Annotated in this window: 22 protein-coding genes and 1 pseudogene; 7 read left to right on the forward strand and 16 right to left on the reverse strand. The window is 69.3% G+C overall.

The window, feature by feature from the left end:
* The first annotated feature begins 19 nt into the window (after nt 1-19).
* Nucleotides 20-997 carry a tripartite tricarboxylate transporter substrate binding protein gene (locus tag HJG45_RS26985; RefSeq protein WP_171616959.1) on the forward strand — a complete coding sequence of 326 codons (978 nt, stop codon included), beginning with the start codon at nt 20-22 and terminating at the stop codon, nt 995-997.
* On the opposite strand, the gene HJG45_RS26990 is transcribed toward HJG45_RS26985, so the two are convergent.
* The 7 genes and pseudogenes from HJG45_RS26990 to HJG45_RS29050 form a co-directional block, all read right to left on the reverse strand.
* Nucleotides 969-1,880, reverse strand: coding sequence for a LysR substrate-binding domain-containing protein (locus tag HJG45_RS26990; RefSeq protein WP_171616961.1), 912 nt, complete (start codon nt 1,878-1,880; stop codon nt 969-971). The genes HJG45_RS26985 and HJG45_RS26990 overlap by 29 nt on opposite strands.
* Before the next feature lie 431 nt (nt 1,881-2,311).
* Nucleotides 2,312-2,458, reverse strand: coding sequence for a hypothetical protein (locus HJG45_RS26995; RefSeq protein ID WP_171616963.1), 147 nt, complete (start codon nt 2,456-2,458; stop codon nt 2,312-2,314).
* A 440-nt stretch (nt 2,459-2,898) separates the two neighbouring features.
* Nucleotides 2,899-4,623 carry an SWIM zinc finger domain-containing protein gene (locus HJG45_RS27000; RefSeq protein ID WP_171616965.1) on the reverse strand — a complete coding sequence of 575 codons (1,725 nt, stop codon included), beginning with the start codon at nt 4,621-4,623 and terminating at the stop codon, nt 2,899-2,901.
* 202 nt (nt 4,624-4,825) lie between these two features.
* On the reverse strand, nt 4,826-5,641 hold the full coding sequence (locus tag HJG45_RS27005; RefSeq protein WP_171616967.1) for a ScpA family protein: 816 nt from the start codon (nt 5,639-5,641) through the stop codon (nt 4,826-4,828).
* Nucleotides 5,631-6,281: a hypothetical protein gene (locus HJG45_RS27010; protein ID WP_171616970.1), complete on the reverse strand. Its 651-nt coding sequence runs from the start codon at nt 6,279-6,281 to the stop codon at nt 5,631-5,633. The genes HJG45_RS27005 and HJG45_RS27010 overlap by 11 nt, the downstream gene beginning before the upstream one ends.
* Nucleotides 6,278-7,219: a site-specific integrase gene (locus tag HJG45_RS27015; protein WP_171616972.1), complete on the reverse strand. Its 942-nt coding sequence runs from the start codon at nt 7,217-7,219 to the stop codon at nt 6,278-6,280. The genes HJG45_RS27010 and HJG45_RS27015 overlap by 4 nt, the downstream gene beginning before the upstream one ends.
* Before the next feature lie 272 nt (nt 7,220-7,491).
* Nucleotides 7,492-7,741: pseudogene (locus tag HJG45_RS29050) on the reverse strand (transposase); the annotation flags it as partial.
* Between the two features lie 130 nt (nt 7,742-7,871).
* Here HJG45_RS29050 and HJG45_RS27020 point away from each other — a divergent pair.
* Together HJG45_RS27020 and HJG45_RS27025 are read left to right on the forward strand one after the other, a co-directional pair.
* Nucleotides 7,872-8,630 carry a ParA family protein gene (locus HJG45_RS27020; RefSeq protein ID WP_171616974.1) on the forward strand — a complete coding sequence of 253 codons (759 nt, stop codon included), beginning with the start codon at nt 7,872-7,874 and terminating at the stop codon, nt 8,628-8,630.
* Nucleotides 8,627-9,073, forward strand: a complete 447-nt coding sequence (locus tag HJG45_RS27025) for a hypothetical protein (protein ID WP_171616976.1) — start codon at nt 8,627-8,629, stop codon at nt 9,071-9,073. Before HJG45_RS27020 ends, HJG45_RS27025 begins: the two co-directional genes overlap by 4 nt.
* Nucleotides 9,074-9,221: 148 nt before the next feature.
* Here the strand turns inward: HJG45_RS27025 and HJG45_RS27030 are convergent, their stop codons facing one another.
* The 9 genes from HJG45_RS27030 to HJG45_RS27070 all read right to left on the reverse strand — a co-directional run bounded on the left by HJG45_RS27030 (nt 9,222) and on the right by HJG45_RS27070 (nt 18,325).
* A complete protein-coding gene (locus HJG45_RS27030; RefSeq protein ID WP_171616978.1) occupies nt 9,222-10,262 on the reverse strand; it encodes a replication protein RepA in 1,041 nt (346 codons plus the stop codon).
* Nucleotides 10,263-10,513: 251 nt separating this feature from the next.
* Nucleotides 10,514-10,921, reverse strand: a complete 408-nt coding sequence (locus HJG45_RS29645; protein WP_408902041.1) for a transposase — start codon at nt 10,919-10,921, stop codon at nt 10,514-10,516.
* Between the two features lie 121 nt (nt 10,922-11,042).
* Nucleotides 11,043-11,510 carry a DUF4411 family protein gene (locus HJG45_RS27040; protein ID WP_171616982.1) on the reverse strand — a complete coding sequence of 156 codons (468 nt, stop codon included), beginning with the start codon at nt 11,508-11,510 and terminating at the stop codon, nt 11,043-11,045.
* 8 nt (nt 11,511-11,518) lie between these two features.
* Nucleotides 11,519-12,733: an XRE family transcriptional regulator gene (locus HJG45_RS27045; RefSeq protein WP_171616984.1), complete on the reverse strand. Its 1,215-nt coding sequence runs from the start codon at nt 12,731-12,733 to the stop codon at nt 11,519-11,521.
* Nucleotides 12,730-13,353, reverse strand: a complete 624-nt coding sequence (locus tag HJG45_RS27050; RefSeq protein ID WP_171616986.1) for a recombinase family protein — start codon at nt 13,351-13,353, stop codon at nt 12,730-12,732. Before HJG45_RS27050 ends, HJG45_RS27045 begins: the two co-directional genes overlap by 4 nt.
* A 1,025-nt stretch (nt 13,354-14,378) precedes the next feature.
* Entirely contained in the window at nt 14,379-14,777 is a 399-nt protein-coding gene (locus HJG45_RS27055) for a hypothetical protein (RefSeq protein WP_171616988.1), read from the reverse strand.
* A 247-nt stretch (nt 14,778-15,024) separates the two neighbouring features.
* Complete coding sequence (locus tag HJG45_RS27060; RefSeq protein WP_171616990.1) at nt 15,025-16,128, reverse strand: hypothetical protein; 1,104 nt, start codon at nt 16,126-16,128, stop codon at nt 15,025-15,027.
* On the reverse strand, nt 16,125-17,930 hold the full coding sequence (locus tag HJG45_RS27065; protein ID WP_171616992.1) for a site-specific integrase: 1,806 nt from the start codon (nt 17,928-17,930) through the stop codon (nt 16,125-16,127). The genes HJG45_RS27060 and HJG45_RS27065 overlap by 4 nt, the downstream gene beginning before the upstream one ends.
* Nucleotides 17,927-18,325 (reverse strand): hypothetical protein, encoded by a 399-nt coding sequence (locus HJG45_RS27070; protein WP_171616994.1) that lies wholly within the window; start codon nt 18,323-18,325, stop codon nt 17,927-17,929. The genes HJG45_RS27065 and HJG45_RS27070 overlap by 4 nt, the downstream gene beginning before the upstream one ends.
* Nucleotides 18,326-19,305: 980 nt before the next feature.
* Here HJG45_RS27070 and HJG45_RS27075 point away from each other — a divergent pair.
* The 4 genes from HJG45_RS27075 to HJG45_RS27090 all read left to right on the forward strand — a co-directional run bounded on the left by HJG45_RS27075 (nt 19,306) and on the right by HJG45_RS27090 (nt 22,861).
* Nucleotides 19,306-20,076, forward strand: a complete 771-nt coding sequence (locus tag HJG45_RS27075; protein WP_171616996.1) for a KilA-N domain-containing protein — start codon at nt 19,306-19,308, stop codon at nt 20,074-20,076.
* Nucleotides 20,077-20,838: 762 nt separating this feature from the next.
* On the forward strand, nt 20,839-22,044 hold the full coding sequence (locus HJG45_RS27080; RefSeq protein ID WP_171616998.1) for an ABC transporter substrate-binding protein: 1,206 nt from the start codon (nt 20,839-20,841) through the stop codon (nt 22,042-22,044).
* A 29-nt stretch (nt 22,045-22,073) separates the two neighbouring features.
* Complete coding sequence (locus tag HJG45_RS27085) at nt 22,074-22,526, forward strand: SRPBCC family protein (protein ID WP_217363057.1); 453 nt, start codon at nt 22,074-22,076, stop codon at nt 22,524-22,526.
* Nucleotides 22,527-22,537: 11 nt separating this feature from the next.
* Nucleotides 22,538-22,861: an alcohol dehydrogenase catalytic domain-containing protein gene (locus tag HJG45_RS27090; RefSeq protein ID WP_171617000.1), complete on the forward strand. Its 324-nt coding sequence runs from the start codon at nt 22,538-22,540 to the stop codon at nt 22,859-22,861.
* The last annotated feature ends 98 nt before the right edge of the window (nt 22,862-22,959 follow it).

Below are 22,959 nucleotides of genomic sequence, written 5' to 3' on the forward strand. Positions count from 1 at the left end.
GAATTCGGGAGGAAGAAGAATGTCCATGACCCTCACCTCATCGCGCCGCGCCATGTTCGCGGCGGCTGGACTGCTGGTGGCGCCGCGCCTCGCCCGTGCCAGAACCTGGCCCGAGCGCACCGTGCGCATCATCGTGCCCTTCCCGCCGGGTGGCGCGATCGACGCCATGAGCCGACTGATCGCGCCGTCGCTCGAGCGGGCATTGGCTCAGCCCGTGGTGGTCGAGAACCGGTCCGGTGCCGGCGGTTTGGTGGGCACGGAGGCCGCGGCACAAGCGCGGGACGGGCATACCCTGCTGATGACCGCACTCACCCATGTTGTCCTGGCGGCGCTGAACCAGCGCCTGCCCTATGATCCGTGGAATGATTTCACCGCCGTTACCCCCGTGGGGACGGTGGCGAACATCCTGGTGGTGCCGAGCGGTTCACCGCATCGCAGCGTGCAGGACTTGGTCAGCGCGGCTCGCTCCAACCCGCGCCAGCTCACTTACGGATCGGCCGGCAACGGCACCTCGCTTCATCTCTGCGCCGCACTGTTTTGCGCCCGCAGCGGCGTGGAGATGACCCATGTGCCTTACCGCGGCTCTGGCCCCGCTGTGACGGACCTCGTGGCGGGGCGGCTCGATGCGATGTTCGACAGCGCCACCTCCGTGGCGCCGCATCTCGTCGCCGGCAAGTTGCGCGCGTTGGCAACGGTCGCCTCGGTGCGCAGCCGGCTGCAGCCGGATCTGCCCACCATGGCCGAGGCGGGCGTGGCCGATTGCGCCATCGACTGGTGGTATGGGCTGCTCGCACCTGCTGGCGTGCCGGTGGACGGGCTTAGCAAGGTGGACCAGGCGGTGCAGGATGCGTTGCGCCAGCCCGATTTGCGCGCGCGCTTCGCCGCCATTCGTTGCGAGCCAATGGAAGGCAACGCCGACAGCCTGGCCAGCCAGATCGCGCGCGATCGCGAGAACTGGACGCGCATCGTCAGCCAGATCGGGGACCAGCTTCAGTAGCAGCCTCCGCTGCGCAGATGCGCCGGAAGGCGGCGAGGGCAGCGGATGGGTCATCTCGCCGATAGGCGGCATAGAGCCGGGTGGTGGGCTGCGTCCCCTCCCCGGCGAGGGGCCTGTAGACGAGGTCGCGGAGCTGCATCTGGCTGAGCGAGGCAGCCACCAGCGTGACGCCGATGCCGAGTGCGGCGAGCGCGGCGGCGGATTGCATGTCGTCCGCCTCCTGCACGACCCTCGGGCTGAAGCCGGCCTGCTGGCAGTGATGAACGATCTGATCAGCGATGCTGGGCCAGGACTGGCCGCGATAAAGGATGAAGCCCTCGGCGGCGAGATCGGCCAGGGCGATGGCTGGGCGCCCGGCCAGAGGGTTTTCCCGCGCCAGCGCCACCAGAAACTGTTCCTCCAGCACCAGGTCGTGGGCCAGTTCCTGGTCCTCCGTAAGCGAACGGACGAAGGCGATGGCGATGCGGCGATCCTTCAGCGCCTGGATCTGCGCGCCCTTGGGCGCCTGCTGCAGCTCCACGGTGACGCCGGGATGGCGGGCCCGGAATGCGCGCAGGATGTGCGGCAGGATGCCGAAGATCGCCGAGCCGGTGGCGCCCACGGCGAGGTGCCCAGTCTCGCCGGCGGCGGCACGCCGCGCCGCGTCCGCCGCCTGCCGCAGCCGGAGGAGCACCGGCCGGACCTCATGCAAAAAGGCGCGGCCGGCATCGGTTAGTCTGACGCGCTGCGCGTTGCGGATGAACAGATCGACGCCCAACTCCGCCTCGAGCAACTGGATCTGGCGACTGAGCGGAGGTTGGGATCGATGTAGCCGCTCCGCGGCACGCCCGAAGTGCAGCTCCTCCGCGAGAACAACGAAGTACTCGATCTGGTTGAGCTTCATGCGCACTATCATCGGCACGCTGCCAGGGTGGTGGCAAGGTTGGCCGCTGCGCATCGAGGCCCTTGTCACCGCCTGAGTTGGGTCTCCGCGGACGATCGGCGTGTAGTTCAACCAGGTGGAACGCGGCCAGCCGCTCGGCATGGCCAGAGGCGCGGGTGGCGAGCGCATGGACGATCAGTCAGTGGCGATTCTCCGCCAACGCACGGCCTTGGCCCTGTACCACTTGGACTTCAGGCAGCGGAACCGGAGGCCGTGTGGGTGTCTTCGCGGCGGCAGGCGGTTCCCACGCTGACATGACATGCGCGGTGGGCATCGCCGCCTCGACTGCGACGGGTTCCACGAGAGTCGGCGCGATGACTGCCCGTTCGCCGGGAAGCCGCCATCCGAGGATGCTGCCTGAACATGCGCCACAACCCGCAATGGCCTGTCCTTCATCGCGCCGCCCGACGGTGCACGGTCTCGACGATCCTGGTTCCGGAAGCGCCTGTGCGGCGTGGGATGGTCAGCAGTTCCCGCCGGTCAGCGGCCTCCGACTGGTCATCTTTGAAGCGGGCGAGGACGCGATCCTTGTCGTCCATGGACGTCCAGTATTGCGAGGTGAGGCGGCACCTCGGCGCCGCAGGGCACCTTGGGGGGGCGATCAACGATACGCGGCAATGAAAGATTGCTGAGCAATCCGATTACTGAATTTCGGAAGCGGCACTCGGAAAACAAGGCCGCATTTCAATGGTTTAAGCTTGAGGGTAAAATCGGCCTACCCTCAAGGTTTGGAGACTCTCCGCTCTCTCCGGCCGAAATTCGGCACTGGTTCCGCCTTCGAACCATCAAGGTCCGCCCGCAAACTCCGGCCAACCCTGCGCCTCAGCGCGGTGCCCTGACCAGGAGAGACAGGTTGTGAGAGAGAAGAATGGAGCGGCGATGGGGATTCGAATGATCAGCCCCAAGCTTGTCGTACGAGGATGCAAGCCAGCCTATTCTGCCTTCCCCGGGCGGTGCCACATGGTGTTCACCGGATCAGTCAGACTGAAGCCATGCCGCGCAGCATGGCGACGAAGTTCCGCTTTGCCCGGTGCCGCGCCAGCAGGGATGCGATATAGGTCCGGTGCAGGACCGCTTCCCCACGAGCGACACGCAGCGGCGCCATCCGGGCCACGAGGTGGCAAGCCTGGGTGTAGCCGTGCTTGTTGGTGAGCCCCACCTGTTGCTCGACCAGCCGCTCGTAGGCCGTAAGCGCCTCGCCGGGCATGTCGCTCTCGCTCGCCTCGGCCAGCACGCGCCAGATCCCGTCGGAACAGCCATGCCGGCGCGCCGCGGCCCAGGCCGCCGGCAGGCGGCGCTCCCGTAGCAGGATCTCGACCAGCAACCCCGCGAGGTCGCCGCCCCGCCAACGGTCCCTCTCCGCCTTGCCGAGCTTCTCCTCAAGGAGGGCGACCGCTCGATCGGCGAGCGCGGCGCGGGCAGCGGAGCTGGCCTTCTTGCCCTTCACCATCGCCTCGTAGAGGCGCATCGAAGGCCGCCGCTCGAAGCCCGGCCAGAGCACCGCTTCGGCCTTTGCAGCCTGCCCCGCGGTGCGGTGCCGCTCGGCGAGGAAGAGCAGCAGCGGTTCGCCGGACAGGTCGTCGAACAGCCAGGCCCCCTCCTCGGCGCGGCGGACTGCCTCCGCCTCACGCCCCTGCTGCAGGCAGAACTCGACCAGGCGGAGGTAGTCGTGCGCATGCTCGAGCTGGGCCTCGCGCAGGGCGATGCGGCGGTCGACATCGCCCGCCTGGTCCGCGAAGCAGTCCAGGATCGGGAAGAGCCGGTAACGGGCGAGCCCGTCCTCTTGCGGCATGACCGTCCCGCCGCGGCCCTGCTGGGCTTGCGGCAGCCGGTCCCAAGCGGCCTGGGCGAGGCGGCGGTACTCCTCCAGACCGGCGGCGCCGAGGAGATGGGCATAGCGCTCGCTGGCGCCCGCGAAGGTGCCGAAGTCCTCGCTGGTCTCCAGCCGGAAGAGCTCGTGGGCCAGGGCCACCGGGTCGGGGCGCGCAGCCTCGCAGGCGGCAAGGTGGAGGTCGGTGGCCCGCTCGGCAATCTCCGACCCGCCACCATCGGAGTCATCCACATTCTCCAGCGCCCGGGGAAGGCCCTTGAAGACGTCGTCCACCACCTCCAGGACCAGCTTCGCCTGGCCGCACCCGATCTGGTCTTCGAGTTGGTCGAGCAGATCGAGCACGCCCTGGGTCCAGGCGCCGGCCTCGCCATACTCGACGAAGCGGCCGGTGCGCAGCGCCCGCTTCAGCGCCGTCCGGCAGCGCTCGGCGACCTCGTCCGGGTCGCCGGAGGCGGCGCTCGCCGCAAGGTGGAGACGATCGAGCAGGGCCGGGTCCCGCTCGGCCAGGTCGAGCAGCATCTCGGCCAGCCGCTCCGCCCCCAGGCCGCGGAGATAGGTGCGGATGGCGCCGATCCGGTCCGGCACCGCCGCGCCCCCCTCCGCCACCGCATTGGCGGCCAGGGCGGCGGCCACGAGATGCTTGCAGAAGCCATGGTCGATAAAGGCTGGGCAGGAGCACTCGCCCGTGAACCGGCCACCAGCGCCGCGCAGCTTGGCGCGATAGACCTCCGTCCCGGCGATGCGGGCCCGCAGGCAGGCGCCGTCATCCGACAGCAGCTCGACCTTGCCGGCGCGGGCGTAATCCTCGCCCCGACGGAAGACAGCATCGCCGACTAGGTCGCGCAACGCTGCCACGTCGAAGCGCTGAGCCATGGGTTCCTCCGTTGCACCCCGCATCCCGGGCCTTTGCCAGTAAGCCTGGCAGCCCGCCCCCGGTGGTCAAGGTACGCGTACACGGGCCTCGCCGCACCTTCCGCTTCCTTCCTTGGCCCGATGGCTGGCCATCGGACAGGCCGTGCATTCCGGCAGGACGCGGAGGATCTCCCGATCGCACGCCAAGCGCGATTGATGACCTTTACACGGCCTCAAGGGATTGCGCGGCGAGGTTCGCCACGGTGCCCTGGCTCACCCGGATCGCTCCGAACGCTGCCTCCTGCTCGAGCATGACCGCACCGTCGCGGCTGAGCTCGAGGCTGGCGAGCAGGGTGCTGGCAAGGGCGCTGCGCCGCCAGAGCGTGGTGGTCTCCCCGGCCGGCGCAGGTGGCAGCACGGCGTCCAGCCGGGCGCCGTCCGCGGGCAGCTCGGCCAGCATCGCCCGGAGGTGCGCCATCGCGTCCGGCACGCGCCAGAGGGTCGGTGGCCGCGGCCGGTAGACCCGCTCCTGCACCGGCACCTCGAGCAGCCTGAGGCAGGCCCGCAGCAGCGCGGTCACGTCCGCCGCCGGCTCGGCTGTCGCCTCTTGTTCAGGTGCCCCGCGCGCGAACACCTCCCGCCCAAACTGCGGCCGCCGCTCCAGCCAGTCGGCCAGGCGCCGCGCCGCCTCGCGCTTCGCCAACTGGTGGCGTAGCTCGACGGCCTCCCGCTCGGCCTCGGCGCTCCCGTCGGTGCCGGCTGGCAGCAGCAGGCGCGCGCGCAGCGCCAGCAGCCAGGCCGCCATGACGCTCCACTCGGCCAGCCGCGACAGCGGCACCGCCCGGCGCACGATGGCCTCCTCCAGCACCGCGGCGAACTGCCCGACGAGGTCGATGACCGAGAGCCGCGCCAGGTCGACCCGCTGCGCCCGGGCAAGCTCGAGCAGCAGGTCGAGCGGGCCCTCCCAGGCCGCGAGCCGCAGCACCGGTGTGCCGCTGTTGCCGACCGCCGCGCGCGACGCCCTAACCTCAGGGGTCATCGTAGAGGGGCCGGACCGCGATGGAGAGGCCGGGCCAGCGCTGCCGCAGCGCCCGGATCGCCGGCCAGGGCGTCCAGTCCGCCGACCAGAAGCCGAGCCGGAGCAGCCCGGGATCGGGCGGCCGTGGCCTGCCCCGGCCCAGCACCGGCAGTTCCACCACGCCGCGCAGCGCCGCCGTGGTGCCCCAGTGCCGCCAGAGCCAGGCGCGGCTCCCCGGCGCTGCCGGCCCGAGCCGCAGCAGCGCCGGCGGTACGGGCAGCAGCCGATGCAGGCAGAGCGGACAGGCCCGGCTGGTCGCGGCCCGCTCGGCCACCCGCCGCGCCCGCGCCTCGGCGGCGTCGCGCAGCTGCCCGGCGAGGATCCGGCAGCCCTCCAGGCTGAGGCTGCGCCGCTGCGGCGCGGGCGGCGCGGCCAGCCGGTGGAACCAGTCCTCGGCCGTGCTGCCGGCGCTGTCCGCCCAGGGGATCAGCCCGGGGCCGGCCGCCGCCGCCCGGAAACCCGCGACCGCGGCCGGATCGCCGGTGACCCGCAGGTGGTGGTACAGCCAGTCGGGATGCGGCAGCGCCAGCACCTCGGCATCGGGGGCGGGCGTGTCGCCCTCCCCTGCCCCGCCCTGCGGGATACCGGCCGCGCCGCTCACAGCCCGAGCTTGGTGACCGGGCTCTCGCTCAGCAGCCTGGCACGCCGCACATAGCCGCGCATGGTCCGCAGGTCGCGGTGGCGGGTGTGGTCCATGATCTCCTCATCCCGCGCTCCCTGCCGGTAGGCCTCGGTGATAAAGCCCGCCCTGAGCCCGTGCGGCGACAGCCGCTCCTGGCCGGAGACGGCGAGGCCGGCCATGCTGGCGCGGCGCAGCAGGATCTGGCGCACCGCGTCGGGGTGCAGCCCGGCGGCCTCGACCTCGCCCCAGCGGCTTACCTTGCGGAACACCGGGCCGTACTGGCAGCCGCTCGCCTGCAGCCAGGCCTCGAGGGCGCGCACCGGGCAGGTCTCGGGCTTGCGGCCGCGCGGGATGCCGATCTCCGCCCCCTGCCCCGCCGCGTCGGTCTTGCTGCGCGGGATCAGCAGCCGCAGGCCGTCCGCGGTGACGGTCAGGTGCTCGCGGTCGATCGCCACCAGCTCGGCCCGGCGCAGCGCCCCGGCATAGCCGAGCAGCAGCAGGGCGCGGTCGCGCAGGTCGGCGAGGCCGCTGTTGCGGCAGGTGGCGACGAGCGCCTTGATCTCGGCTGTGGTCAGCGCCGCGGCGCGGCGGGCCGGGCGGCCGTGCTGGCGGTGGATGCCGCGCAGCGTGTGGTGGATCACCGGGTGGCCGGCCGAGAAGGCATGCCCGGCCAGGCGGTGGTACTGGCCGATGGCGGAGAGGCGCTTGGCGAGGCTGGCGCGGCTGTGGGTGGTGGCGAGGCTGGCGAGGTGGTCGGCGACCGTCGCCGGTGTGGCGGGCAGCGCCTGGCGGCCGGCGAGGGCGCACCAGTCACGGAAGGCCTGCCAGCCGCTCTGGTAGGCGCGCAGCGTCGCCGGCGCCAGCGAGGCCCGGGCATAGGCCTCGGCGGGGCGCGCGACCGGCTGCGGTGAGGTCAACGCGGGTGGGACAGCAGGAGCATCGGGCACGGCCGGATTCCAGCAGCTTGCCGGCGGCCGGGCAAGGATTATGGCGTATCCTGCTAACACGCGGGAAAGGCCAAGAACGCGTGTTAGACGCGGCAGACCGATCGCGCCGTGCTGTTAAGGAAGGATGGTGATGGAGCCTGTTCCAGCACCCGACAGGCCGAGCAGTCTGATGCACGCTTGGACGCTGGTGGCGCTAGAGCTTGACGATGGCCGGGCGGGAAGGGTGCAGCGTGATGCCAGCCTCGCTCAAGCTTACTGGTGCCTCTGATCCGCGCACGCTCCTCCGTCGTGGCGCCAGATCGTTGACCCCCGTCGCGCTCAGATTGCCGGACCCACTTCCGCAGCGTCTCCGCCGTGCAGCCGATCTTGGCCGCAACCGAGACCATCGCCCCCCACTGCGAGGGGGTGCTCGCCCTGGTACTCCAGCATCAGGCGAACCGCCCGTTCCCGAACCTCAGGCGAGAAACTCGCCGCTGTCCTTCTCCCGCTCATGGCGCCATCCTCTCAAGGGTGTATGCATCATAGCTTGTTAGTTATCATGTTAACAAAACACATAGGTTGATGATTAATCGGCGTTCGTGTAGCCTTGCCGTGGGTTTGGCTTTGGGGAAAGCATGCCTTTATGAAGGTCATAGTGTGTGCGAGCCGCAAAGGCGGCTCGGGAAAGACAGTGTCGGCCCGCCATCTCGCCGTTGCCGCATTGAAGGGTGGGGTTGGCCGGGTCGCCGCAGTAGACCTTGATCCCATGCGGGGCCTTACTCGCTGGTGGCAGCGGCGGCCAGAGGATGGGCTGGAACTGGTGCAGCTCGCACCGCCGAACCTTCCGTCGACCACACATGAGGATCGCCAAGCCGTGGCACTCGCCGCCGCTGAGGCGCTGGAGCGCGCCGTCCCGGCGCTGCGAGCGCAGGGGTTCGGCCTGCTGATCGTCGACACGCCGCCGGCGGCGGACCAAATTGTGAGGCTCGCCGTCGCGGCGGCCGATCTTGTGCTGGTGCCCGTGCGTCCGAGCCCAGACGACCTGGACGCGGTGGGGGAAACCGCAGATCTCGTGACCGCCGCGGGGTGCCCCATGGTTTTCGTAGTCAACAGCGCCACCAAGAAAGCACGCCTCACGGGCGACGCCGCAATCGCGCTCTCGCAACACGGAACCGTCGCGCCTGCGATCCTTCACCGCTCAGACGCCTACGCCGCCAGTGCCTTGGATGGCTTGACCGTTCAGGAGGCTGACCCGCGTGGCGCTCCCGCCCACGAGGTCGCCGCGCTCTGGCATTACGTCGCCAAGCGGGCAGGAGTGCTAGCACGCGAGCCAGTTAACAAGATAACAGGATCGCCAGAACTCAAGGTCGTCGGTGGGCGCGCTCGGGGGAAGGCTGGATGACGAAGCAACCCACTCGCTTGGCGGATTTTGAGATCCCGCGCGAGCAGACCGTCAAGCCTGCTAGCGGGAGCGCCGCAAAGCAGGACGGTGGGGAACCCGCCAAGCCCGCCTTCTTGCAGCACGCCGCTGAAGTCCGCGGGCAGGTGCAGATGCCGACCGCACCGGCGGCCGTCCCTCCCGCCGCGGAGCCAGAGGCCTCGCGGCCGGCTGTGCAGGCCGAGGCGCCTATCCCCGTTCCGGCCCCGCCGCCAGCCCTTCCGGCCGCGGTGCAGGTGCCGCAGCCGATGCCGCGCCCGGTCGAGGAGCCCCGGCGGCAGATCGGCGCCCGGGTGCGGGTCGGCCTCGCCGAGAGGCTGCGCACGTACATGTTCGTCTCGCGCGAGAGCCAGCAAGACGCTGTAGAGGCGGCGCTTGACGCGTACCTTTCTTCGAAGGGATTCTAGCCGTCCGAGGCGCCAGATTTGCGACCCTTGCCGACCGCGGGTCTCAAGAAGGAGTTGTGATCCTTCCCGACCGCCGGCCGCCAGGGCAAATTGTGACCCCTCCGGTTTGCGAACCCTTGGATGGGGTGAAATGTGATTCTTGCCGACCTCAGCTCTCGATGGGCAGGGGAGACGGGGCAAGGAGAAGCCCGCGGTCCGTCACGGTGACCCGTGCGGCCCGGTAGGCCGCCAGCGCGAGCGCCAGCGGCTCCGGGAACTCTCCCTTGAAAGACTTTAGGCTTTTGAATTCGCGCCCGAACTGCCGCCAGAGCGCTGGCCAGGGCACCAGCACCTCGTCCTCCAGCGCATGCAGCCGGAAGGCCAGCCACAGGTAGGTGTCGATGGCGCGGGGCGACGTCTGTATGTCGCGCAGCGCCGCGCGGTCGACGAGAACCGGGTGACGCCGGAGCTCGTGGTAGAACGCCTCCGAGAGGACGACGCGCTCAATCCAGCGGGCGTGCCTCTTGGTTCGGGGATCCTCGCCGCCCGTGTAGGCGAAGGCTTCCACCAGTCGCTCATTCACGACGACGGCCGCACGGTCCGTGCCGAACCTGAAGTCAATGGTGCAGGTGGCGAGCCGTTCGAGCTGCTCGGCGAGCTTGCGGGCCACCGGGCCGCCCCGACTCATGCCAAGCCTGCTAAGGAGCGCGTTCGGGTTCTTCCCGAGCACGATTTCCCGGCCGCCCTTCTCATAAGCCTCTGATTGCCAGTCGATCAGCAGGAGTCGGGCGAGGGTGCCGGAGGGCACCGCGAGCTGCTCCCGTGCGTCGTCGTCGCGGATGCGAGCGCCGGGGCGAACGAGCAGCTGCGCGTAGTCTGTCTTGATGAGCCAGTCCTCACCTGCGGGACGGTCGCGGTGTGGCAGCCCGGCGAGGCACCAGGCGCTGTAGCTGTAGCCGACCTCGGCGCCCCCCTCGACCTCACGGGTCATCGCGGAGGAGGCGGCGTCCACCACGCGGCGCCCGGTGCGCCCAGCGAGGGCGTCGAGTAGGGACGGGGGGTCTTCAGGTCCGCGGGAGAGGACGGCAGACTGCGCGTGAGCCAGGGCGCCGGAGCCGCCCTTCTCAGCGACCAGAGCGTGGATGCTGAAGAAGAGGTCAGCCTGAGCTGCCGTCTGCTTCTTCCTTCCTAAGCCTGCTTTCGATTCCATCGAGCACCGTCACAAGGAACCTGCCCTGGCGGACCCTTTTGAGTCGATGTGTCTCTTGCCGACCGGGTGATGTGTCCGCTGCCGACCGCACAATAAGAAAGAGATTATCTATTGGGTTATTGTAGTGGTCGGCAGCGGACACAGGGATAACTCTGCAAGCCTCTGTAATCGCGCATCGTTTTCGTAGAGATCGTCGCCGTCGGTCGGCAACGGACACACGCGGCGGCCACGTTCAGGAGGGTCGGCAAGGGTCACAAGTCGCCCTCCGGCGCACGGTCGGCAAGGATCACATCTGGCGACTCGGCGGGCGACTCGGTCAGCGGCGCCGTCGGCAGTGCGACAGAGTGCGCGTAGCAGGCCGAGCTTGTAGGTGGACTGCTTCTGATCATTGAGGATGACGTATCGCAGCAGTGGTAGGGCGCCGGTGCCATTGTCCGGCAGCGGCGTAAGGCGGAACCTGACTGGACCGAGGTGCACCGGGAACTGCGCCGGCCCGGCGTGACGCTGATGCTGCTGTCCTCGCCAGCCGGAGGGATATCCGGCCCTGCCGGAGCAGGCGCGTCCGCCTCCAACTCCTCCAACGCCAGCTGGAGCTGGTCGGCCTCGCGGGAGAGCCGCTCGGAGGAGTGGCCGAACTGCAGCCGCCTCGACGAGCTCATGCTCTGGTGCTGGGCCACACCGGCCACGCGCTGAACATCAAGCTAAAACGACAAGGACCTCGGCACGCCGCTTACGCCTGTTCTCGGGTTTCACGACGAGCATGACGCCGAAGAAGGCCGCCTAGCCGACCACCCAACGCTCGGCGCGGATTACCTCCAGCAGGCTCATGGTGCGCACGCCCAGGGCGCTGCACACGTCCGGGATGTTCGGCCGGTTGGTGTTGCCAGTTGGCTTTTCCTCGGTGAGGATCGGCAGGCCTTCAACCTTAGCAAGGGCGATCACGAAGGGATCGGCCGAGGTGCGTAGCTTCCGTTCGCCGACAAGGCGAGGGAAGCGGGCCAGCACCTGCGCCGCCTCGATCTGGATCGGCTCGGCCAGCTCGCGGAACATGCTGCCCCGGACCTTCAGCCAGGCGTGCAACTCGTCCGAGCGCTTCCCCGTCTCGCGCAGCACCTCATCGGGCGACACCAGGCAGCCCTCCGCGATAAAGGCGTCAAGACGCTCCCAAAAGCGGGGGAAGTTCTCTATCGGATACCGTTCCTGCCAGGCGGCAATGAGGGCGCTTGTATCAACACAGTAAACCGTCATTCAGGCCCTCACTCTGCCGACTGAAACGCAGCGCGCTCCAGCTCGGGGATGTGCTTGACCTTCGCCCCCAAGTAGCTTGACACGTCGTTGAGTGTGATCCGCTGGTCGTAGTAGCTGCGCAGGACTAGACGCGTGAAGCCGCGGCCGTTCCAGCTCATCAGCATGATCGGCCGCTTGATCGGGATCGACTTCTTCTCCTTCGCCTGGTCCTCGGCGCGTTGCCGATATTCATCGAGGAAGCGCTGCCGCTGCTGGCGGTAGTAGTCCCAGCTCGCCCGGCCGATGGTCACAAAGCGGATCAGCAGCGCTTCGCGGCTGACGCCGATTGCGCGGGCGATGGTACGCAGCTCCTCGTCATCCCAGGCGCGCAGCCCGTTTGGCGCGACCTCCTCGAAGCTGAACAGCAGGCTGAGGGGCATCAGGGCCGCAGCCGCGACCTCATCGCAGAACCGCTCGATGCGGCGCTCCTCGGCGCTCAGGCTTGGCTCGACGGTGGCCCCGTTCGAGATGGCGCTTTCGCCGAGCAGGATATGCACCAGCTCGTGCAGCAGCGTGAAGGCCCGGCCGCCCTGGCTGTAGTCCTTGCCGTTGACGACGATCACCGGCAGCTCGGGCTTGGCGATGGCGAAGCCGCGCATCTCGGCCAGCTCGACGCTGCGGTGCGGGCCGCTGACGACGAACACCAGCACATCGCGCTCTTCAAGGCGACGACGCCAGAAATCAAAGGCGCGGTCCTGCCTGGCCCACTGCTTCTGGTCCTCGTCGCTGACCTCAAGAAACTCGCGGATGCGCCGCCCGACGGCCTCCGGGTCGTCTCTCAGGCTCGCCTTCAAGCCGAAGGGCTGCGGCGTGCCATTGAGATCCTCGAACAGCTCCAGCGCCAGCTCGCGCCGCTCGTAGGCCGAGCGGATCTGATAGGCGAGGTGGGCCGAAAGCGTCTCGTCCGGCTGCACCTTGTCCACGTCGGGCAGTCGCCGGAAGTCGCGCAGCGGTGCGAAATCCATCGGCGGCTCCGGCAGGTAGAACACCGCCAGCGGGAACTGATATTTCGCAGCCAGATTGCGCAGCTGGCCGAGCGTCGGCGCATCCTCGCCAGCCTCCCAGGCCTGCAATCGCTCCACGGTGACGTTCGCCGCCTTCGCCGCGTCCTCCAGCTTCACCTTCGCCCGGCCACGCGCCCAGCGCAGCAGCTCCGGCTTCACATGCGCCTTGATCGCCGTCATCGCACACCTGCCACCATCGGGCGGCGCTCGGCGGCTTGGCGGCCTCGGACGGCTGGGGCAGGGGGCTTGGCCGCGCGCAGGGCGCGCCACAGCGTCGAGTGATCGACGCCCAGCAGCGCAGCCATACCGGCGGGGGTCTGCAATCCTTCCTCAATCACCTTACGGGCGTGTTCGATCTGCTCCGGCGTCAGCTTGCGCGGCCGTCCGATATGCTTGCCCCGATGCTTCGCGGCGGCAATCCCGGCCACGACCCGCTCGCGGATCATCGAATGCTCGTACTCGGCGAGCGCCCCCATGAGGCGGAAGACCAGCTTGCCGCCGGGCGAGGTCGTGTCGATGGCCTCGGTCAACGAGATAAAGCCCACCTGGCGCTCGCCGAGCTGGTGCACCAGCTCGATGAGATGGCGCTGCGACCGACCCAGCCGGTCGAGCCGCCACACCACCAGCACATCGCCGGAGCCGAGGCGCGCCAGCGCCTTGTCGAGACCCGGCCGCTTCGTGGCTGTGCCCGAGACGCCGCTATCCTCGAACAGCAGTTCGCAACCGGCGCGGATCAGCGCGTCGTGCTGTAGGTCGAGCGACTGATCCCCCGTCGAGATGCGAGCATAACCGATTTTCATTGCAGAGATTATGCAATGGGGTTTTGCAAAAGTCGAGAATCAACGTTTTCAATGCTCTAGCATGCGATCTGCTACCATTGCAAAAGGTAGAGGTTTTGCAAAAAATCTTGAGGCTGGTCGGCTCGGCGCATAGATCGTCCAGCAGCACCCCGGCTTCGACGTAGTTGAAGCCGGGGTGCCTCGACGCATCGGGAGGCGCCAGAAATCAGCGTCGGAGATAGGCCTTACCGAGGTGGTGCGTCCTGGCCGCACTCGACGCGGGGCGAAGCAGCTTCGGCCAGTCCGTGCCACATCGCGTCCAGGCCTTACCCAAGGGCCGCTCGGCAGCTTGGCGGTGGAAGCCGTAGGCTGTGCCGCCAAGAATCAGCAGGCCGCTGACGGCATTAACCCAGCCACCCCAGCACCGGCGAGCGGCGTTCTGTGGCTCGTATCGCGCGTACTGCCGCCACAGAATCCACAATCTCGGCGTGATCATGCCAATACCGGCCAGGAGCTGGAGGAGGAGGTAGTCGCCACGCCGGGCCAGGACGATACCAAGCCCTAGGTAGAGCGCCGCCAATGCCCATTGCTTGGCAGGCGTAGTCTGACCCCACCCGGACAGGCGCAACAAAGGAGCAAAGCCTTATGTTTTCATAGGGTTATCCGATGAAATGGCGTATAATCAGCGCCAGGATAACCTGTTCGAGGAGCCTTCCGATGAAGCCCGGCAAAAAGCACCATATGCGCAATAAAAATGAAATCTTTACGAAGCGCCAAAAACGCTTTGTGATCAGTGGCTTATTTGATTTTTTACCCTCGCAGACGACTTTCCTGCGAGCGGTAGGACCCGCTCGCAGGAAAGTCGTCTGCGACGTGTAGCACATATAGCTCCAAAAGTCAAGCCTAGACACCACATCTTGTGTCATTACACTGCGCGGATGCGCAGTGGGTTGAACACCTTCTCACTGCCAAATCGATGCTGGCCGCTGAAGTCGGCAGCTACTTCACCAGCCGGGACGGCTGCGCCTTCCGCTCCTCGGTATCGTCTACCTGGAGCTGGCTGATCCGCGTCGAGGCATCGGGGCTGATGGCCTGCTGCCCGTCATAAGCACGCAACTCGGCCAGAATGCCGCGCACCAGGGCGTATGCAGGATCGCCAGCCCATGGCCCTGCATCGGCACGGCAATCCCATCCGCCATGAAGCCCAGAAACTCCTCGTCATTGCGCACGTGCCATTTCGGATGGCGCAGGGCATGGTACTGGAAGCCGTGGCGGGTGCCGTCCGCCTCGATCACCGTAAAGCCCAGCTGCGCCCGTGGCCGCGTCACATAGGCGGCTAGCGCCTCGACACCGAGCTCCGCGCCAGGGCGGCGGGCGTTGGCAGGGGAGGGATCCAGCTTGGAAAGCGCGATCTCGGCCGTGGCATGGGTGATGGTGTCGGTCATGGTGTTCTCCCTTCGTGGCAGCGGGAAGCAGCCCCGCTGTTTCCCTGCTCGTCGGCGAGACCGGGAGCGGGAGGGGGGTGCCTGCGGCCGGGCGTGGCCGGGCTGCGAGGGAGTGGGGCGGTGCCCGGCATCGAGGGTGCTCTCGAGCGCGGCGGCGGAGCGCGGCCTCGCAGCCGCCCTCAGGCGATCGAGGACAGGTCCGAGAGGCCGCCGCTTCTCGGTTCTGCCGCGCCCATGCCTGGGTCCATCACTCGCCCTCCTCCCAGCGTTCGATCTCGGCGGCAAAGGCCCGCTCGGCGCGGCCGGCATGGCGGGCCCGCCGCTCGGCCAGGCGGTCGCCCTGGCGGAGCCCGGCATGCAGGCCGGAGGCCTCGGCGTAGTGCTGCACCGAGACCTCGGCGGAATGGCCCATGATGTCGGCGGCATCCATGGCGAGCTCGGGGCTGCGGCGGGCGGCGCTCGCCCGCAGCCACTTGCGAAAGGCGTGCGGCCCATCGGCCTTGCCGAACCAGGCGCGGGTGCGGCGCTCGGCGATCCCCTGGGCGCCCTCGCGGGTCATCGGCCCGCGCATGCCCATCCAGAGCTGGTCCGTGCGCCCGGCGCCCGGAAAGCGCGACCGGGCCTGCTCGAGATAGTCGGTCAGCATCCCTGATGCCGCGGCATCGAGCGGGTAGTCGAGCCGGCGCCCGGTCTTGGTGTGCTCGCCGGGAAAGCGCAGATGCCAGGTGCCGTCCGAGCGGCGCTCGAGATGCCGGCCCAGGGTCATCGCCACGAGGCTGCGGAGGCGCGGGGCGCGGGTCAGCAGCACCGCCAGCAGCGCCGCGTCGCGCAGCGCCCGCCACCGCCCCGGCCCGTCCGCCATGGCGAGGCCCCGGCGGTGCAGCCGCCGGAGATGCGGCATCGTCTCGTCCGCGTCGTGCACGGCGAAGGGCTTCGGCCCGCCCGGGATCGCCCGCCGCAGCGGGCGGTTGCCGGGCCGGGTGATGAAGCTGCGGTCGCGGTCGGGGGCCAGCAGGCGCAGCATGGCGCTGAGGTTGCGCAGCATCTGCCGCCGGGCGGTGGGCGCCAGGCCGCGTGCCCTGGTCTCCCGGCGCCAGGCCGCCACCCGCGCCGGCGTCACCAGGCTGCCCGGCGCCTCGGCCTCGCCGAGCCCGCCGGTGCGGGCGGCGAAGTCGAGGAACTGGCCGTAGGTCTGGACGTAGCTGGCAAGCGTGGCCGGGCGGAGCGCCGCGGCCGCGCCGCACTCGCCCGAGCCGTCGTCGTCCGGCGCCAGCGCCCGCTCGAGGGCAAGGCGCTCCTCCCGGGGCCAGTGCCCGGGAGGGAGGGAACGGACGTCCCCCTGCGCGGTCATGCCATCCCCCGGCGCCGGCGTGCCAGGTCGAGCGGCAGGCCCGGCGGGATCGCCGTGGCGGCGGAGCGGCGCCGGCGGGTGCCGATCCCCTCGCTCACGCGCCGCGCCGTCCCCTGGCGGTTGGTCCGGCGGTAGTAGCGGAGGGCGATCTCGAAGCCGCCATGGCCGAGCAGGGCGCGGACGTCCTCGACGGCGTGCGGATTGTCCTGCAGGATGCGGGCGGCCGCGAAGGCGCGGAAGTCGTGCACGGTCATGCGCACCCCGGTGTGTGCGTGGATGGCGCGGGCGATCCTCTCCGAGAAGCCGCCCTTGTTGCGCGGCAGTGCCGCGCCGTCGCGGTTGGGGAACACCCAGGCGGTCGTCGGATGCGGGCCGAGGGGGCGGAAGTCGCGCAGGTACTCGACCAGGACCGCGGCCGGCTCGCCGCGCAGCCAGGTCTCGACCAGTCGGCCGTTCTTGTTGGCGGTGACACTCAGACGCGCCTCCACCGGCCCGCGCTCGCCTGCCTGCCGCATCGACAGCTCCTCCCCGAGGCGCAGCCGCGTCAGGTCGTGGACGCGCAGCGGCAGGTGCAGCAGGATCTCGAGCGCCGCCGCCAGGGCGGCCATCCAGCAGGCCTCCTGCGGCTTGGGCGGATGGTTGACGCCGGCCTTGCTGGTCCAGCCGTCGCGCAGGCGGCGGGCCTTGTGCAGCAGCAGCGCCGGCAGGTGCAGCAGCCTGGCCTCGGTCTCGGGGTCCTCCAGGCGGTCGAGCAGGGCGGACAGGTCGTCGCCGATCTCGCATTGCCGCTTGGGCCGGTAGACCTTGAGCATGCGGCGCAGCCTGGCATTGGCCTCGCCGGGGAGCTTGCGGAAGATCGCCAGCGACTGCAGCGTGGCGGCGAGCATGGCCGTGCCGTGCGTCGGCAGCCTCTCGTTGGCCTTGTTCGGATGCGGCGTGCCGAGCCGGTCCCGATGCAGGCGCATGATCCGCTTGGCAGTGTCGAACTGCAGCAGGACGCCGAGGTCCGTGAGCTCGTCCGGGGTGCTGCCGGTCTGCAGCATGGCCCAGAGCAGCAGCCGCAGGCCCTTCCGGCGCGTGGCGACGGTCTCGGGGCTGGCCGGGTCGGGGGCCTCGTCGTCCTCGTCGGCATCCTCCGGGCTCCGGACGAGCCAGGCGGAGTAGTCCTCCGCCTCCCGGTGCAGGGGATAGGCCGAGAGCGGCGGCGTCTGGATCCGGCCCTCCGGCGGGCCCAGGACGAGCTCGGTGTCCGGCCAGCCGGGGATCAGCCCGCGCATCTTGTTCCACTGCCGCGCCGCCTCGCGGACGTTCGCCCGGACGTTCTTGCTGCCCTGGCTGGCGGCGAGGCGCCGCGCGTAGTCGTCGAGGGTGGCACTGGTGACCTCCCCTGGCTGCAGGCCGTTCTTGTCGCAGTCTCGCATGAAGGCGTGCAGGCGATGCGGGTGGAAGCGCTTGGGCAGGGCCTTCTCCAGCACCGCCCAGGCCGGGTCGCTGGTCGGCCCGTACCGCCGGACGGGGGCGAGGAGGCCGCGGCGGCGCATCACGTAGCGCAGGTTGGCGCGGTGGTTCTGCAGGGTCTTGGGCGCGATGCCGAGGTCGACCGCGCTGGCGGTGTCGATGGCGGGCAGGCAGACGGCCGGGTCGAGCAGCACGGTGGCCGGCGACCTCTTGCCGTCGGTCCTGCAGAGGAGGTTCAGGGACGAGACCAGCGTGCGCCGCCGCATGAGCGGCAGATCGTCCCAGGTCATGATCTCGCGCTGGGCCTCGGCGGCTGTTGGAAAGCTATGATGGGGGCTTTTCATGGCGATACCTCGGGGGTAGGGTCGGAGCCGGCAATTTGGGAAGGAGATAGTAGAGTAAATCCGGTTATTACTTGGGTACCACTATCCCAACCGGCCGCTATGTACTTGATCGGGCTGCCCTCGCGCGGGCCCGGGCGGCCGGCAGCGCAGGCCAGCACCGCCGCCAGATCATCGACGCCGTAGTAACGACGCGAGCGGCGCATCTCCGGCCGGGTCAGGCCGGCCTCATCCCAGTTGCGCAGCGTGCGCAGGCCGCGCCCGACCAGCCTGGCGAAGGTCGCCGCCGGTATCTGCTTGGGCACGATGTCGGGCGTGGGATCGGGTGGCGGGCTATTGGAATGGGTCAGCGATGAGGACGGCGCAGCCGCTGGCTGCGTGGTCAGACTTTCAGGCATGGGAACAAGCTTCCGCATCGCCCGACGGCGTCGGGCCGCGCCGCACCCCAGCGGCGACAGACGGGGTGGCCCGGCCGCCGGGGCGGCCGGGAGGCTGGCTTGCTCAGGTCCAGCGTGCGGCGTCCCTGGACGCCGCTCTACGAGCGGGGATGCCGGTGCGGACCGGCATCGGGCGACGGCGGCGAGGCCGTTCGGCCGCGCTCCGTCACCGGATGAATGCTATCAACCGCAGCGATATGCCAAGAGATTCGTTTGCCTGCCTGGCAAGCTATTTATATTGAATGAGCATTGAAACGTCGGGCCTGCGTCCCCATTTATGCTGGACGAGAGGCAAGGCCCCGCCGGCGCCCTCGCTCCCCTGATCAGCAACGCAGTCCATACGACGCCAGGGTCGAGCCAGAGCCGGCCGGCATGGGCATGCACCCCCGGCATCACCCGTGATGCCCGGTGCCCGCCCGCGCCGCCCCTGATCGGGCCCAGGGCGCTGGGCCACAGCCTCTCGTCCCTCCCCGTCATCGCACCCGGCGGGCCGCCGCCACGCCTCCTGGCGCAAGCGGCCGCCCGGCACCGCGCATCCGGCATTGAGCCCGGCCGCCCTCTGCGAACCCCTGCCTTGCCAGCGGTGGCACGGAGGTGCGACGGACCGGGGATGCCGGCACCCCCTGGCCCATCATGTCAGGCATGGTGCCCGGCCTGCCGCGTGCGCGCGGCAGCGGCGCGGCCACGACCGCGCCCATCACCCTGACGGGCCCGCCAGGCGCGGCGCCGGTCCCGTGCGGGCCGGCACCGCGGCGTGCCGGGCGGCTCCTCCTACGGATCGCCCGGCTGCGTGCCCCATCCGGGGCCGCACCGACCCGGCAGCCGCACCCGCGGCCGCCGGGCCGAACGCCGGCCCATCCCGCCCTCCAGCCGGTCTCGGCAGCTCCGAGCCGACCGCAGCGGACCCTTGAGCAAGGCCGAAACACACTGCTGGAGATCGCATGACCCCCATCAGCACCCTCAGCTACCAGGGCAGGCGCATCCGCCTGCGCGGCAGCCTGCTGAACCTCGCCGACCTGTGGCGCGCCGCCGGCCGGCCGGAAAACCACCGGCCCGCCGACTGGCTCGTCCTCGCAGGGACCACGCTCGACACCGACGGCCTCCTCGCCGACCGCGGCCAGGCGGGAGGGACCTGGGCGCACTGGCAGCTCGCGCTGCTCTACGCCCGCACCCTCTCGCCGGCCCTCCACCTCTGGGCCAGCACCGTCCTCCGCGCCGCCATGGAGCGGCCGGACGACCTGGCCAGGGAGGATCCCGACCCGCGGATCCCCTACCTCGCCGTGCGGTTCCGCGAACTGCACCGCCGCCTCGACACGCTCGAGCGGCACGCCGCCGACCTCATGTTCCTCGCCCTCTCGGGCCAGGAGCTGCTGTTCGGCGGCCGGCGCGAGTTCTCGGAGCGGAGCCGGGCCCTCATGGCCCGGGTGGTGGCGGCCGCGCCCTACGGTGGCCAGTGCCCCTGCTGCGGCCGCGAGCGCGTGCTCGCCGAGGGCAGCCGGCTACGGCCCGGCGCCGAGTTCGACCACTTCTACCATCGTGGCCTGAACCGGCCCGAGTACGGCTGGCCGGTCTGCGCCCCCTGCCATGGCGAGCTGACCCATGGTGGCCACCTCGCCCGCTTCGCGCGGACGCCCGAGTTCCGGGCCTTCCAGGCCCGGGTGCTCGAGGCACGCCGCCAGGCACGCCAGTGCCCCGGCGGCGACGCGACGTAGCCACCAGCCCGCCCGCGTGGCGGGCACACAAGAGCCCCGTGACCTCATCCCGAGGTCACGGGGCTTTTCGCGTTTTCGGAGCATGACGTCGGCTCTCGCGGCAACAAGGCGAGGCACCCGCACTGCTTCGACTATCCTCACCCAATTGCCACGCTGCGCCAACTCGGACCCAGCGGCCTGCATGTGGTCTCACCCGGCGAGGCTGAGGCCCTGGCGCACGACCACGGCCTCGCGTCGGTCCGCCGCCAGGCCCCCCGGACCAGCAGGACAGGGCCGGGATGTCCCGGACCGGCCTCGCGCTGCACCTGCCGGTGGACAACATTGGGCGCTGCCGCTCATCTGGCTTATCATCCTGAACAACCAGGACCAGTCCACCTGCAAGGTCGGTCTATCGCGTGCGCTCTGCCGTGCCGCCGACAGTGCCGCTGGACTGGCCGAGCAGGATGGCGAGGCGTTCGTCACTCCGCCTCCCGGCCTCGAGCTCCGACTGGGTCGCGCCGCTACATGCCGCTGGTCACGGCGCGGCTGACGCAAGCGCCCGGCAACACCGGACGAGGATGCCGACATAGCACCTAAGCCACGGCCGCCTCGGCCGAGCTCGCTACTCGCTCCAACTGCGGCCTGCTCGACTACGCCTCGCATCCAGAGGATCTGGTGCAGACTGCCCGCGGCTTCGGCCTCGCCGGGCTGGGCTTCTGGGGCCGTGCTCGGCAATCCGCTGGGGGCGAGGTATGATTGGCCGGACTAATGGGAGGAAAAGCCATGCTCACTCGGCGACAACTTGCCGCCGCCTCAACCGCGATCCTCGCCGCACCGAGCATCAGTCGCGCACAGGAAACACCCGGCGTCACGACAACCGAGATCCGCATCGGCAGCATCAACTCGCTCAGCGGTCCGCTCTCGGCCTACTCTGTTATCTCCCGCAGCAATGCGGCTATGTTCAAGCGAGTGAACGATCAGGGCGGCATCAACGGACGCAAAATCACTTTCATCACCTATGATGACGGCTTCCAGCCACCTAAAACTTTGGAGCAGGCAAGGCGGCTGATTGAGCAGGACCGGGTCGCCTTCCTGTTCAACACGCTCGGTACACCGACCAACAGCGCCATCCAACGGTATGTGAACCAGCGGAAGGTGCCACACCTGTTCCTGGCGACTGGTGCCGACAAATGGGCCAACCCGAAGGAGTACCCCTGGACCATCGGATGGCAGCCCAGCTATCGCGTCGAGACGCAGATCTACGCGAAGTACCTTCTCGAACAGAAGCCGGACGCCAAGGTGGCCCTGCTCTATCAGAACGACGACTTCGGCAAGGACTTCGTCAATGGGCTACGAGACGTTCTCGGCGCCCGCTACGACGGAATGGTGCGCAGCGCCAGCTACGAGGCAACCGACCCAACCATCGACAGTCAAGTCGTCAGCCTCCAGACCACCGGCGCCGATGTGCTGGTCTGCGCCACCTCACCCAAGTTCGCTGCCATGGCCATCCGCAAGGTCCACGATGTCGGATGGCGGCCGCTGACCTTCATGGCGAATATCGCCTCTTCGGCCGCGGCGGTCATGCAGCCGGCCGGAGCCGAGAAAGGCATCGGGGTCATCACTTCCGACTTCCGCAAGGACCAGACCGATCCGGCCTGGGCGGATGATCCGGGCATGAACGAGTGGCGCGGCTTCATGCGCCAGTACCTGCCGGATGCCGACCTGACGGACAACAACTACACTTTAGCCTACGGCTTCGGCGTCACCATGATCCAGGTGCTGCGGCAGTGTGGCAACGACCTGTCACGCGAGAACGTCATGCGGCAGGCAACGAACCTGGCACCACTCGAAGTTCCGACACTGCTGCCGGGCATCCACGTGAGTACGTCGCCCACTAACTACAAGCCGGTCCGCCACATGCAACTCCAGCGCTGGGACGGGCGCACCTGGGTGCGCTTTGGCCGCGTGATCGAGGGAGCGGACGTGTAGCCAGCGACATCGCCACGGCAGGGTGCGAGGTGCTGAAACACCGCTTCTTCCGCGCCTTCTCGAACCTGCCCCGCTTCATGCGCCACGTGGAGCGCGTGACGGTGATCGACGAAACGCGTTCCCACTGGGTCGTGCGGGCACCGCTGGGCCGCACCGTCGAATGGGACGCAACCATCACCGAGGACCGGCCGACTGAGCGCATCGGCTGGAGCTCCGATCCGGATGCCGCGGTGCGCAACACCGGCTGGATCGAGTTCCGTCCGGCCCCTGGCAGCCGCGGCACGGAGGTGCGCGCCACCATCGCCTATGAGCCGCCCGCCGGACAGCTGGGCCGTCTGGTGGCGCAACTCTGGGGTGAGGAGCCGAGCAAGCAGGCGCATGACGACCTGCGCCGCCTGAAGCAGGTGCTGGAAACCGGTGAGGTCCCCACCCCCGCCATGCGCCGCATGGATGCTGATGCCGCCATGCCCGACGCCGCCTGAGGAGGGGAACCATGCGAGCCATTGTCTGGAACGGCGTCAACGACCTGCGGGTGGAGACCGCGCCGGACCCGGAGATCATCAGCCCACATGACGCCATCGTGCGGGTGACGATGTCGTCGGTCTGCGGCTCCGACCTGCACCTGCTCGGCGGCTACATTCCCGCCATGAAACCCGGCGACATCATCGGCCACGAGTTCATGGGCGAGGTGGTGGATGTCGGAGGCGAGGTCGGCAAGGTGCGGAAGGGCGACCGGGTGATCGTGGTCTCGATCCTGGGCTGCGGCCAGTGCGAGCATTGCCGGCGCACCGTAAGCGTCAGCCATCAGTGGCCTTGAGATGCCCGGGCTTGCCTGCCGAGATAGCGGGCATGACGGACGAAGCTGACGTGGCGGAACCGCTCGGAGCGGGTTCTTATGACGGTCGGAAGGGCACG

Origin of the sequence: Roseicella sp. DB1501 (genome assembly GCF_013112485.1) — a bacterium.
GTDB lineage: Bacteria > Pseudomonadota > Alphaproteobacteria > Acetobacterales > Acetobacteraceae > Paracraurococcus.